Consider the following 12,345-nt stretch of genomic DNA (forward strand, 5'->3'; position numbering starts at 1 on the left):
GTGGTGTCGTCGGCGTTCGATTCGGGCATGGTGGTGCTCCGTCAGTCGTGGGGGTGGAGCTTCGTCGCATCCGTCGCATCCGTCGCGTGGCTGGTCAGCACTGGTACGGAGAGGGCCGCAGGTACGGAGTGATCCGTAACGGCGAGGAGATCCGTCCCCGCGCTGACCTGCGCGGGGACGGATGCGACGGATTGATGCGGACCTGGTGTCAGCGAGTGGGCCTGGGGCCTGCGGGCCCTCCCGGCGGGCCGGTGGACAGCGCCCCGGACGGAGGGGCGGGCGGCCTGCCCCGGGTCGGATGTGCCGGGACCTCGGCGGTTGGTGCCGACGGGGCAGGGTCGGGGCAGTAGCGGGCCCATGCGTCCACGAACTGGTTGCGGGCGTATGCCTTGGCCTGCCTGCCGTTCTCGAACCGGTAGTTGGCCGGGCTGATACCGAAGTCGCGCAGCAGATTCGCCAGGTGGTAGGCGTTCAACCCCTTAGTGCCGTACTCGGCCCACGGGGCCTCGGCGTCCTGGATGAGGACCGCGAGCAGGTCATGGCATCGTGGTGATGATGATCTTCCGCGCGCCCGCAGCCAGGAGCTCCTGCAGCTCCTTGCGGGACTCCGTCGAGACGAGGTTCGGTACGTCCGAGGCGTTGAACGTCGCGGTGATCTGGGTGTCTAGGTCGATCCGGTCGACCACAATGATCACCGTCGGCGAGGTCAGCCCCGCCGTTGCGCGCAACTTCTGCGCAGTGAACACCATCAGCAGCGACTTACCTGACCCCTGGAAGTGCCAGATCAGCCCTTGCTTGATCTGCCCGTGCAGCACCCGCTCCACGATCAGGTTGGTCGCCTGGAGCTGCTGGTACCTCGCAATCACCTTGATCTTGCGGTGCTTCTTGTCGGTCGCGAACAGCGTGAAGAACCGCAGGAAGTCCAAGATCGCGTCCGGATCCAGAACGCCCTCGACCGCCTCCTTGACCGCCGAGAGGCCTATCTTCACCGGCGTATGGTCGTCACCGGACTCATCCGCCCGCCACGGCCCCCACAACTCCACCGGCATCCCGACCGAGCCGTAGCGGAAGTCCTTACCTTCAGTGGCGAAGTTGAGCACGTTTGGTACGAAGAACGCCGGCACGTTGACCTCGTAGTCCTCCTTGACCTGCGCGGCAGCGTCGATCCAGGAGTACGCCGACCGCACCGGCGACTTCGCCTCCCCCACAACGAGGGGGAACCCGTTGCACCAAATCACCAGGTCGAAGCGCCGCTCCAGTCGTCCGACCCCGTAGGTCACCTCGGTGGAGACGGTCCAGTCGTTCGCACTGTGGTCGCTGAGGTGGTCGAAGTCGATCAGCCTGACCGTCACATGCTCGCCGTCGTGCCCGAACGGCATCGACTTCTGCCCTGTGAGCCATGCCGCGAACTCCTCGTTCGCCACCACTGGATTTGGCGTGTCGCGCGCGGAGACCAGGATCGCGCGCAGTCGGTAAATCACCTCATCGGCCAGACGCGGATCCGCCTCGATGCTCGGGTTGAGACGGATTAACGCCTCACGCACCTGCTGTTCCAACAACACCTCATCGGTGCGTCGCGGCAGATGACTTCCCGGTACGAACCGCACGTCGACTGAGGTCATGAGATCCCGGACGAAATCGCGCACCGTGTTCGCCTCGTTGAAGGTCACTCGGCCACTCCGAAGACGTTGTTGAGCATCGCATCCCGCATGGCTCGCAGGCTGGCTAGCTCATCCGCGAAGCGGTTCGAGACTGACTGGATCTCCGCCGTTGCGCTCACAAGCACTCTCTGTTCATCCAGAGAGAGAACCGGGATCCGAAGCTTCTTGAGAGCGCCTACGTTGAAGTGCTGCTGCGCAGTTCCGGCCGACCTGCGCAGGATCTGAGCGCGCCCATAACCGGAGTTCAGGAACAATTCGACGAACTTCGAGTCGATGTGTCGCCCAGGTCTGACAATGATCAGGTCGATGCAGTTGTACCCTACGACCTCGCTCGGCACGACAGCCGCGTCCCCAGGGCGGCCCGTTCGGATCACGACGACGTCGCCTTCCCGCAGTGTGGACTTTCGAAGATCTGCGGCGCTTTCGGGACGGAAATACACGAGGTCCGTCAGGTCGAATCCGCCGGGCCGGACGTTGAGACCCCGAAGAGCAGGAACTCCTGCCACTCGATCATCGGTGTAGTACTGGGTTGGCCGGACAACGACGCCCACCGTCATTTCGTCAATGAGGTCCGGCGCTGGCACCGTCTCTGCGGCATGCCTGGCTAGCATCTCGGAGAAGTACACGTCTGCTGCGGCAGCAGCGTTTACCTTCGACTTTGCGACGGCCAGACGATGGCGCTCGACGGCCCAGGCTAGGCCTGCGAGGCGCCGCTGTTCATCGATTGGAGGGAGGTCAAATTCATACGCAGTGAGCTCGCCCCAGTTCAGATAAGGGTTGACCGAGCCACGCGAGTGGGCGATGGCGTATGCATGGAAATTCTCAGCCGAGAGAACAAACGGAAGGAACTCCTGGAGGAGCAGGCTCTCGTCAAGGGTCTCAAGTACGAAGGTCTTCTCACCTGTGATCCCCTCGAATTTCGGGACGGCGACCTTGCGAAGGTATGTTCGTCGGGATACATAGAGGACGTGGCCGGGCTTGAAGCGCTTGTAGAACATCGGCCCAATCGGATCGCGCCCGATAACACCCCAGTTCGTGATCGAGAGGCTGCCGCTCGGGATGTGCTCGCCAGCGAGGAACCGCTTTAGACCACAAGTATCGGCGTCGACCCGGTCAGTGACATGCCGGACTACCTCTCCGAGAGTGAAGCGCTTCCAAGTGGTCCTGTCGAGGGCCAGGCTCATGCCAAGGCCTCCGTTCGCATCTTGGACAGGATATCGGCGAAGGCCGCGTCAGAGGTTTCCGCAGCAGTACGCCAAGCAGCGAGAGCTTCGGCGAAATCGATATGCTCTCCCACGCTGCTGTCCTTGGCGCCCTCAACGTACGTCGGAATGGCCAGGCTGAAGCCCTTAGCGGCGATATCATCCAGAGTGGCCACCGTCGCGAACTGCTTGAGGTCTGTGAAGCCACGGTAGGCATCGAGGATTTTATGCTGGTGCGTCTCGCGCAGGAATGCCTGCCCCTTTTCGCGGGAGACCTCGTGGAGGGCGTTGATGAAGAGAATCTTGCCTTGCCGTTCAACGGGCTTACGCGACCGCAGGATGATGACGACGGCCGGCATCGGGGAGTTGTAGAACAAGCCCTCACCGAGGCCGAGCACACACTCAACTAGGTCGGACTTAACAAGCCGCTCGCGCATAGTGGCCTCGTCACGGCGGAACAGGACTCCATGGGGGAACAGGATTGCCGAACGCCCAGTGGTGGGGTCCAGACTCTTGGCGATGTGTTGGAAGAAGGCGTAGTCGGCGCGCCCCTGGGACGGTAGGCCCCACATGTTGCGCCCGTAGGAATCCTTGGCAAACGCAGCGCGGTTCCATGCCTTAATGGAATAGGGCGGATTGGCCAGGACGACGTCGAAGGTCTGCAAGCCCTGTGCACTGAGGAAGGCAGGTTTAGTGAGGGTGTCGCCATGAGCGATGCGGCTGTCAGTGACGCCGTGCAAGAACAGGTTCATGCGGGCGATGGCAGAGGTGCCGTAATTGAGCTCCTGGCCGTACAGACGCAGGTTCCGCCATTCCTTCCCCTGCCGCTTGACCTCGGCTGCGGTGGAGATGAGCATGCCACCGGTACCACATGTCGGGTCGTACACGGACTCGCCGGGCTGGGGCTCGAGCATGAGCGTCATCAGGTGCACCAGAGTGCGGTTCGTGTAGAACTCCTGGGCAGTGTGGCCGGAGTCGTCGGCGAATTTTTTGATCAGGTACTCATAACCTTGTCCGAGCTCGTCCTCGGGCAAGTTCGCCACCGACAGCGTCTTTGCCGAAAAGTGCTCGATCAGGTCCGAGAGGGTCGCGTCGGGGAGCAGGTCCTTGTTGGTCCACTCGCCATCACCAAAGACACCGGCAAGCGTGTCAGGGTTGGCCCCGGGCGTGTTGGACGCGCGCGACAACATCATCGTGATGGTCGACGAGGCCCACCGCTCCCAGGAGGGCGACTACGGCCGCAAGATGCGCGAGGCGCTGCCCAACGCGTTCCTGTTCGGGCTGACCGGGACCCCGATCAACAAGCGCGACCGAAACACGTTCATGTGGTTCGGCTCCGGGGCCGACGAGTACGGGTATCTCTCGCGCTACTCCTTCTCCGACTCCATCCGGGATGGCGCAACCCTGCCGCTGCACTTCGAGCCACGCCTCTCGGAGATCCACCTGGACGAGGAAGCGATCACCACGGCCTTCGCTGAGCTCGCTAACCGCCACGGGCTCAGCGAGGAGGACCGCACCGCCCTGTCGAAGAAGGCCGCCTCCCTTGAGGCGCTGATCAAGGCTCCTGCCCGGGTCTGCAAGGTCGCCGCTGACATTGCCGAGCACTACACCGCCAAGGTCGCATCGCAGGGTTTCAAGGCGCAGGTCGTGGTCTACGACAAGGCCACCTGCGTGGCGTATAAGGAAGAGCTCGACGGTCTGCTCGGGTCGGACGTGTCCACGATCGTGATGTCCGCCGGCCGCAGCGACAGGCCGACGTGGAAGCAGTGGACCCCGGGCCGTGAGGAGCTGGAGCGGATCACCGCCCGCTTCAACGACCCGGCCGACCCGCTGAAGATCATCATCGTGACCGCGAAGCTGCTCACCGGCTTTGACGCCCCGATCCTCTACGCCCAGTACATCGACAAGCCACTGCGCGAGCACACCCTGCTCCAGGCGATCTGCCGCACCAATCGGGTCTACCCGCCCGCGAAGACCCACGGCCTGATAGTGGACTACCTAGGCATCTTCGACGACGTTGCCAAGGCCTTCGAGTTCGACGACAAGTCTGTCCAGCAGGTCATCTCCAACATCGCTGTACTCCGCGAGCAACTCGGCCCTGCGATCGAGGCTGCTCTGGCGTTCTTTCCGGGCGTCGACCGCACCGTCGGCGGCTATGAGGGCCTGATCCAGGCGCAGACCGCGATCGACTCCGATGAGTCCCGCGACGCCTTCGGAGCCGCGTACAGCATCGTTGCCCAGCTGTGGGAGACCCTGTCCCCGGACTCGAGCCTGTCCGAATACGAAGCGGTCTACCGCTGGCTGACCGACGTCTACCAGTCCGTGCAACCCACGGACGTCACTGGCCGACTGGTTTGGCACACGCTGGGCGCCAAGACCCTTGACCTCATAAACGAGCACGTCACTGTCGAAGTCCCCCGCACCGACCTGGACACCATCGTCCTCGATGCGCAGGTTATCGAGGACCTGATGGCCGGCAACCGCAAGGACATCGACCCCGTCGAGGTCGAGAAATGGATCACCGCCCGCATTGCCAAGCACGTCGGCAACCCGGCCTTCGTCGAGCTTGGCCAGCGGTTGAACGCTCTGCGCGAGAAGTACACCCACTCTCAGCAGGCATCTCTGGAGTTCCTCAAGGAGCTCTTCGCGCTGGCGCGTGACACGGTCGCAGCGGAGAAGGTCGCCGCTGAGGTGCCCCGGGAGGAGCGTGGAAAGGCCGCCTTGACCGACCTCTTCGAGTCGCTCAAGGGTGAGGAGACCCCGATCACCGCCGAAACGGTCGTCGACGAGGTCGACTCCGTCGTCCGTACCGTTCGCTTTGACGGTTGGCAGGACACCAACGAAGGCGATCGCCTCGTTCAACAGGCGCTTCGCAAGGCGCTCTACATCAAGTTCAAGATCCGGGACCAGGATGTCTTTGGGAAGGCACTGGGATACATCCGGGAGTACTACTAGAAGCGCCGGAGCTCTGGCGGTCTCATCGACCGGCCGCCGGCCCCGTTGCCATGTACACCAGCGGCTTCAGTCAGCGGCGGGGGTAGCCGCTACAACGCTTCAGGGGCCAGGCGCCTCGCCGTCCGCAGGGCGGTCCGCATACGCCTTGTCGACGGCCGCCCGGGTCCGCTCCTCGGAGTCGGGCCACAAGTGGGTGTAGATGTTCAGCGTCATGGCTGCGTTGGTGTGGCCGAGGCGCTCGGATACCGTCTTCACGGACTCGCCGTGCTTGATCAGCAGGCTGGCGTAGTGATGCCGGAGGGCGTGGGGTCCGGTGCCCTTCGCTATGCCGGCCTTCGCACAGGCGGGCCGCCAGGACCCGTCCATGAAGTGCGTGTAGACCACGGGCCCGCCCTGCGGCGCCGTGAAGATCCAGCTCTCGGGCCCATCGGCGGGGAAGTCCCGCAGGTGGGCCTTCATCGCATCCACCGCTATGCGGGGGAGCGGGACCGTGCGGTGTGATCGAGCGGTCTTGGGCGGGCAGACGTACACGCCGTGCTTGGCGGTCTGCTGAATCTGCTGTTCGACCGAGACGGTAGCGTGCAGCAGGTCCACGTGCCGGAGCTGGAGGCCGAAGAGCTCGCCGGGGCGCAGCCCTGTGCAAGCGCCCAGCAGGACGAGGCCCTTGTAGCGTCCGGGTATCTCCTCGGCCAGCGTCCGTACCTGCTCGACCGCGAGCGGCACCACCTTCTTCCGGGGCACGGAGGGCAGCTTTGCGCCGGTGCAGGGGTTGTGCGGAATCATGCGGTCGCGGACCGCTGCCCGGAAGACGGTGTTGACCGTGTTGAAGACGGTGCGGGACGTGCTCGCGGCGAGCTTGTGGGTGGTCGTCAGGCTGGTGATCCAGCTCTGCACGTCACCGGGCTTGATCGCGCCGAGTGCCCGTTTCTCCCAGACGGGGTAGGCGTAGCAACGCAGGTGCTGGGCTACGGCCTTGGCCGTCGACGGCCGGTGCGGCTGGCTGGCCCGCCACTCCTCCGCGTACTCCTTGAAGGGCTTCTTCGCCGAGCGCGGGTCGACGTACTGCCCGGTGACCACGCTGGTCGTGACTTCGTCGAGCCAGCGCTGGGCGTCGATCTTGCGGTCGAAGTGGCGGGCGTGCTCCTTGCCGTCGAGGTCGCGGTAGCGGGCACGCCATTTGCCGTTGGGTCGCTTCTGAATGTTCGCCAAGTGGCTTCTCCTTCGTGCGGGTTGTCAGTAGTGGCCGCCGTCCTCGATGTCGCTGGTGAGGGTGCGAGCGTCCCGCTCGTCGCCCATGAGGCGGAGGCACTGCTCGTTGATCGCGCGTGAGCTGTCGGGGTGTGCCTTGATGTGGTCGGCGACGGCGACCACGGCGCGGTGCAGGCGGTCGCGGGCGTCGCAAGTTTCGTAGAACGCTTCTACTGCTTCCTGGACGAGCCGTCGGCTGTCGCTGTCGAGCCCTTCCAAGGGCGGTGACATGAGCTCTTCGAGGGGCAGTTCGAAGACGCGGGAGAAGGCGAGCGCCTCATCGAGGTTGATCCGGCGGCGGGGTGAGCCGTTCTCGATGCGCCACACGGCGGTCTGGTTCATCTTCACGCCCGCTCTGGTCACCCGCTCGGCCAGCTCGGTCGTGCTCCACCCTCTGACCTCGCGCTCCAGGGCCACGCGGCCGGCCACGTTGCCTTCGCTGTAGAGCAGCGGCACTTCGCCGCCCTCGGCCTTCTCGCTTGCCATCGAACCTCCATCGCGACCATCGCTATCCGAATTGAAACATGGACTTCCCGGTTTGGCTAACCGCCGATCATGAGGTACAGGTTATGCAGATAGAATCGCTACCTAGCCGAATGGGGATGCATGCGATACCTGACCACCGCCGAGGTCGCCGAGCGCTACCGCACTGCCGAAAGCACCGTCCGTTACTGGCGCCATCTCCAGAAGGGACCGCGCGGCATCAAGGTCGGCAAGCGAGTGCTCTACCCCGAGTCCGAACTGCTGCGCTACGAGCGCGCGCTGATCGACGGCGGAGAGGACTGGGGCCTGGCCTCATGAGCCGCCGGCCCGTCCGGACACAGCAAAGGCCCTCGGCGCGCCTACGCCGAGGGCCGGAGAACCCCTTGCACGTCGCCCATCCCTGAACGAACTGGTCGGGGGCGAGACCTTGCCCGTCTCGCCCCCACCCGAGAGGAACATCTATGAAGGACCCTACGTCCCCCGCCACCTCGACGGCATCCGGTGTTGCCTGGCCACCGATCGCGATCCCGGGCCAGGGTCTGCCTCGGAACCGCGAGGAGCGGACGGAACCACGCCCCGACACGGGAGGCGCGACCTCCGATGCTCCGAATCGGAGTACACCCGGTTTGCGGCCTGCTCAGGCCGGTGCCCCGACAACCGCGTCGGACAGCGCAGGCGATCCTGCTCCAGGCGGACCAGAAACCCAAGATAGCGGCGGGGCGGCAGGCGAAGGCAGCGAGCTGCTGGACGACCTCCGCACGGCGATCGGGCGGTACGTGGTGCTGCCGAGCGACGAGGCCCTGACCGCCGTCACGCTCTGGGTCGCGGCCTCCCACATCCAGCCGGGCCTCCAGCACGCGCCACGGCTGGCGGTGGTCGGGCCGACCAAGGGGTGCGGCAAGTCCCGTCTCCTGGACGTTCTCTACGAGACCGTCCACCAGCCGATGATGACGGTGAACACCTCCCCCGCCGTCGTCTTCCGCGTCATCGGCAAGAACCCGCCGACGCTGCTGGTGGACGAGGCCGACACCATCTTCGGCCCCAAGGCGGGCGACAAGGAGGATCTACGCGGCCTTCTGAACGCCGGGCACCAGCGCAACCGGCCCGCCTGGCGGATCTCCGGGCCGGAGCACAAGCCGACCGCGTTCCCCACCTTCGCCATGGCGGCGCTGGCCGGTATCGGCGACCTGCCGGACACGATCATGGACCGGGCGGTCGTCATCCGCATGCAGAAGCGCAAGCCGGGTGAGCGGATCACCCCGTTCCGATCGCGATACTCCGTACCGGAACTGCACGCGCTGCGCGACCGGCTCGCCGACTGGCTGGTCCCGCAGCGCGGCACCGTCGCGGGCGCGGTGCCGAAGATGCCCGTCGAGGACCGCGCCGCCGACACCTGGGAGCCGCTCGTCATCGTCGCCGACCTCGCCAGTGGGCACGTGCCCGCGCGGGCACGTGCCGCCTGTCTGGCGATGACGCGCAACGAGGTGGTCCAGGACGAGCAGACGACGCTGAAGACGCGGCTGCTGCGTGACATCCGCCGTGTCTTCGATCAGGAGGGCGGCAAGGAGGCTCTGCGGACCAGTGGGCGCCGTCGGGGATAGCGAAGCGGTGGTTCTCCGGAAGGCCGGCCAGCTCCTCCTCGCCGTACGTCGCCAGGGCGGCAGCGTGCTCCTCGTCGTAGACATCGGATAGACGCTTGAGGAAGACCAGCGGGAAGATGTACTGCTTGTAGTCGCCAGCGTCGATCAGCCCCCGCAGCAGCACTGCGGCGCCCCACAGGTAGGACTCCAATTCCCGCTGGGTAATCCGCTTCGGGTTCGTCGTGGTCATACGCCCAGCCCCCACTTCGCCAGCTCGGCCTCCAGCTCTACGCGGGTCTCGCGGGCCTTCGCGTGCGCGGTGTCCAGATTCGCCAAGGCCTGCTCCAGGTTGATCTGCTCGCCGGTGTCGGCGGGCTCGACGTACAGCGGGATGTGCAGGTTCCAGCCGTTGGCTTCGATGTCGTCCAGGGTCGCGACCGCGGCCACGCCGAGCTGGTCGGCGTACTCCCGGTAGGCCCTCAGAAGGGTCTCAGCGTGGTCAAGCTCGAGCGTGTTCTGGTTGCGGCCGCGCTTGAAGAGCAGATCTCCGTTGACGAAGAGCACCTTGTCCTGCTGTTCAGCGGGGCGCTGGCGACGCAGGATCAGTACGCACGCGGCCAGCGTGGTGCCGTAGAACAGCTTGGGCGCCAGGCCGATGACGGCTTCAACGAACCCGGCCTTGACGAGGTGCTCGCGGATGCGGCCCTCAACTCCCTGGCGGAACAGGGCGCCTTGCGGGAGGACGACCGCCACCCTGCCACCGGCGGGTGCGGCGGAGGTGAGCATGTGCTGGACCCAGGCCCAGTCGGCGTACCCCTTCGGCGGCACCCCGCCCAGCTCGCTGCGCCCCCAGGGGTCGCTCGCCCACTGCTCGTGGCCCCAGTTCTCCAACGAGAACGGTGGGTTGGCGATCACGCAGTCGAACCGCGCCAACTGGCCGTGGTCAAAGTAGGCAGGGTCGCGCAGCGTGTCGCGACGCTCGACGTGGAAGTCCTCCATGCCGTGCAGCAGCAGGTTCATCCGAGCAATCGCGGAGGTGGTGAGCACCTTCTCCTGGCCGTACAGCTTGCCGAGCACAGTCTTCGGGTCACCGCCGCCGACCTTGATGTGCTGGATAACCTCGATCAGCATGCCGCCGGTGCCACAGGCCGGATCGTAGACTGTCTCGTTCTCTTGGGGGTCGAGGATGTTGACTAGCAGAGCGACCACCTCGCGCGGCGTGTAGTACTCGCCTGCCTTCCTGTTGGACTGGTCGGCGAACCGCTTGATCAGGTACTCGTAGGCCTGCCCCAGCACGTCGGGGGCGGCCTGGGAGATCGAAAGGTCCTTGATCGAGAAGTGCTCGATCAGGTCAATCAGCTTGCTGTCCGGGAGCTTGTCCTTGTTAGTCCAAGTCGCGCCGCCGAAGATGCCGTAGAGCGTGCCCTGATTGGCCTGTTCGATCCCGCGGAAGGCGGTCTTGAGCGCCTCACCGACGTTCTCGGTGCGTGCGCGCACGTCTGCCCAGTGACACCCATCGGGAATGGTAAACCGGTGGTTCTCCTCGAACGCCGCATACGTATGGTCGCCACCAGACTCGTCCAGCGCGTGGGCATACTCCTCGTCGTACACGTCGCTGATCCGCTTGAAGAACATCAACGGGAAGATGTACGCCTTGAAGTCCGCTTGATCGATGCTGCCCCGCAGTAGATCAGCCGCCTTCGCCAGATACGACTCCAGTTCCCCCAGTGTCAATGGCATCGGAAGCTCCTGCTCCCCCACACCGACCGCACTCAACCCCACTCGATCACTACTCGTTTCCATACTCTGCCTGGTCGGCTCGCCATCCCGGCGACCACGTGTCGGAGCGTAACGGGATCCGCCAGGGCTGTATCGAATACACGTCAAACGCTGCGGACTCTATGCGGACCGCAAAGGCCGCCCAACCCGCTCCACCGCAAGTCAGACGGCCTTTCGCTGAACGTATTAGACGTTGAAGCGAAACTCGACCACGTCGCCGTCCTGCATCACGTAGTCCTTGCCTTCCATGCGGGCCTTGCCCTTGGCGCGGGACTCGGCGACCGAGCCCGCCTCCACCAGGTCGGCGAAGGAGATGACCTCGGCCTTGATGAAGCCCTTCTGGAAGTCGGTGTGGATCACGCCGGCCGCCTCGGGAGCCGTCGCGCCCTTCTTGATCGTCCAGGCGCGGGTCTCCTTCGGGCCTGCCGTGAGGTACGTCTGGAGGCCCAGGGTCGCGAAGCCGACGCGGCCCAGGGTGGCGAGGCCGGGCTCGTCCTGGCCCATGGACTGGAGGAGTTCCAGTGCCTCGTCGTCGTCCAGTTCGATCAGTTCGGACTCGATCTTGGCGTTCAGGAAGATCGCTTCGGCCGGGGCGACGAGGGCGCGCTGTTCGTTCTTGAAGTCCTCGTCGACCAGTTCGTCCTCGTCGACGTTGAAGGCGTACAGGAAGGGCTTGGTGGTCAGCAGGTGCAGCTCGTGGAGGAGCCGGCCCTTCTCCGTGCCCGCCGAGATGCCCGCGGCGAAGAGCGTCGTGCCGGCTTCGAGGATCTTCTGGGCCTCCTCGACCGCCGCCAGGACGGCGACCTTCTCCTTCTGGAGACGGGACTCCTTCGTCAGCCGCGGGACGGCCTTCTCCACCGACTGGAGGTCGGCCAGGATCAGCTCGGTGTTGATCGTCTCGATGTCGTCCTTCGGCGAGACCTTGCCGTCGACGTGCACGACGTTCTCGTCCTTGAAGGCCCTGATGACCTGACAGATCGCGTCGGACTCGCGGATGTTCGCGAGGAACTTGTTGCCCAGGCCCTCGCCCTCCGACGCGCCACGCACGATGCCCGCGATGTCGACGAAGTCGACGGTCGCCGGGAGGATCTTCTGCGAGTCGAAGATCTTGGCGAGGACGGCGAGCCGGGGGTCGGGGACGCCGACGACGCCGACGTTGGGCTCGATCGTGGCGAACGGGTAGTTGGCCGCCAGCACGTCGTTCTTGGTCAGGGCGTTGAAAAGGGTCGACTTGCCGACATTCGGCAGACCGACGATTCCGATCGTGAGCGACACGTTGGCGACTTCCTGAAGTGAGGACTGGCGGAGCCTGTACGGCCGGGGTGGCCTGTACGGCCCGGAGAGGGGCCGATCCCCCAGTTTACGGGCGGGCCGTCCCGGCGGCCGACGGCAGTCGGTACGGCAGATGGCGGCACCCGCCGGCGCGACACGCCCGGC

9 protein-coding genes and 3 pseudogenes are annotated in these 12,345 nt (G+C 65.2%); 3 read left to right on the top strand and 9 right to left on the bottom strand.

Going from position 1 to position 12,345, the window contains the following annotated elements; genetic code table 11:
* Positions 1-208 precede the first annotated feature (208 nt).
* The 4 genes and pseudogenes from OG700_RS12570 to OG700_RS12585 form a co-directional block, all read right to left on the bottom strand.
* Positions 209-547, bottom strand: a pseudogene (locus OG700_RS12570) (DUF3631 domain-containing protein); the annotation flags it as partial.
* Positions 537-1,670, bottom strand: a complete 1,134-nt coding sequence (locus tag OG700_RS12575; RefSeq protein WP_405612868.1) for a type I restriction endonuclease — start codon at positions 1,668-1,670, stop codon at positions 537-539. The pseudogene OG700_RS12570 and the gene OG700_RS12575, both read right to left, overlap by 11 nt.
* Positions 1,667-2,845 (bottom strand): hypothetical protein, encoded by a 1,179-nt coding sequence (locus OG700_RS12580; protein WP_405612870.1) that lies wholly within the window; start codon positions 2,843-2,845, stop codon positions 1,667-1,669. The genes OG700_RS12575 and OG700_RS12580 overlap by 4 nt, the downstream gene beginning before the upstream one ends.
* Entirely contained in the window at positions 2,842-4,053 is a 1,212-nt protein-coding gene (locus tag OG700_RS12585) for a class I SAM-dependent DNA methyltransferase (protein ID WP_405612872.1), read from the bottom strand. The genes OG700_RS12580 and OG700_RS12585 overlap by 4 nt, the downstream gene beginning before the upstream one ends.
* On the opposite strand from OG700_RS12585, the gene OG700_RS12590 reads away from it, so the two are divergent.
* The gene (locus OG700_RS12590) at positions 4,031-5,818 is read left to right on the top strand and encodes a UvrB domain 3-containing protein (RefSeq protein WP_405612874.1); all 1,788 of its coding nucleotides are present in this window, start codon (positions 4,031-4,033) and stop codon (positions 5,816-5,818) included. The genes OG700_RS12585 and OG700_RS12590 overlap by 23 nt on opposite strands.
* A 99-nt stretch (positions 5,819-5,917) precedes the next feature.
* Here OG700_RS12590 and OG700_RS12595 read toward each other — a convergent pair whose 3' ends face one another.
* Together OG700_RS12595 and OG700_RS12600 are read right to left on the bottom strand one after the other, a co-directional pair.
* The gene (locus OG700_RS12595; RefSeq protein ID WP_405612876.1) at positions 5,918-7,027 is read right to left on the bottom strand and encodes a tyrosine-type recombinase/integrase; all 1,110 of its coding nucleotides are present in this window, start codon (positions 7,025-7,027) and stop codon (positions 5,918-5,920) included.
* 24 nt (positions 7,028-7,051) lie between these two features.
* Entirely contained in the window at positions 7,052-7,552 is a 501-nt protein-coding gene (locus OG700_RS12600; RefSeq protein ID WP_405612878.1) for a helix-turn-helix transcriptional regulator, read from the bottom strand.
* Between the two features lie 120 nt (positions 7,553-7,672).
* Here OG700_RS12600 and OG700_RS12605 point away from each other — a divergent pair, with 120 nt between their 5' ends.
* Positions 7,673-7,867, top strand: coding sequence for a helix-turn-helix transcriptional regulator (locus OG700_RS12605; RefSeq protein WP_405612880.1), 195 nt, complete (start codon positions 7,673-7,675; stop codon positions 7,865-7,867).
* Between the two features lie 143 nt (positions 7,868-8,010).
* Positions 8,011-9,129: pseudogene (locus OG700_RS12610) on the top strand (DUF3631 domain-containing protein); the annotation flags it as partial.
* Between the two features lie 55 nt (positions 9,130-9,184).
* Here OG700_RS12610 and OG700_RS12615 read toward each other — a convergent pair.
* The 3 genes and pseudogenes from OG700_RS12615 to ychF all read right to left on the bottom strand — a co-directional run.
* A pseudogene (locus OG700_RS12615) lies at positions 9,185-9,379 on the bottom strand (type I restriction-modification system subunit M N-terminal domain-containing protein); the annotation flags it as partial.
* A complete protein-coding gene (locus tag OG700_RS12620; protein WP_405612882.1) occupies positions 9,376-10,869 on the bottom strand; it encodes an N-6 DNA methylase in 1,494 nt (497 codons plus the stop codon). The gene OG700_RS12620 and the pseudogene OG700_RS12615, both read right to left, overlap by 4 nt.
* Before the next feature lie 225 nt (positions 10,870-11,094).
* Entirely contained in the window at positions 11,095-12,183 is a 1,089-nt protein-coding gene (ychF, locus tag OG700_RS12625) for a redox-regulated ATPase YchF (protein ID WP_405612884.1), read from the bottom strand.
* Positions 12,184-12,345 lie beyond the last annotated feature (162 nt).

Origin of the sequence: Streptomyces sp. NBC_01508 (assembly GCF_045040315.1) — a bacterium.
Taxonomy (GTDB): domain Bacteria; phylum Actinomycetota; class Actinomycetes; order Streptomycetales; family Streptomycetaceae; genus Streptomyces.

Excerpts from the sequence above, each read along its gene's own strand:
- OG700_RS12580 (WP_405612870.1), bottom strand. The coding sequence starts at position 2,845 with ATGAGCCTGGCCCTCGACAGGACCACTTGGAAGCGCTTCACTCTCGGA.
- OG700_RS12585 (WP_405612872.1), bottom strand. The coding sequence starts at position 4,053 with ATGTTGTCGCGCGCGTCCAACACGCCCGGGGCCAACCCTGACACGCTT.
- OG700_RS12600 (WP_405612878.1), bottom strand. The coding sequence starts at position 7,552 with ATGGCAAGCGAGAAGGCCGAGGGCGGCGAAGTGCCGCTGCTCTACAGC.
- OG700_RS12605 (WP_405612880.1), top strand. The coding sequence starts at position 7,673 with ATGCGATACCTGACCACCGCCGAGGTCGCCGAGCGCTACCGCACTGCC.
- OG700_RS12620 (WP_405612882.1), bottom strand. The coding sequence starts at position 10,869 with ATGCCATTGACACTGGGGGAACTGGAGTCGTATCTGGCGAAGGCGGCT.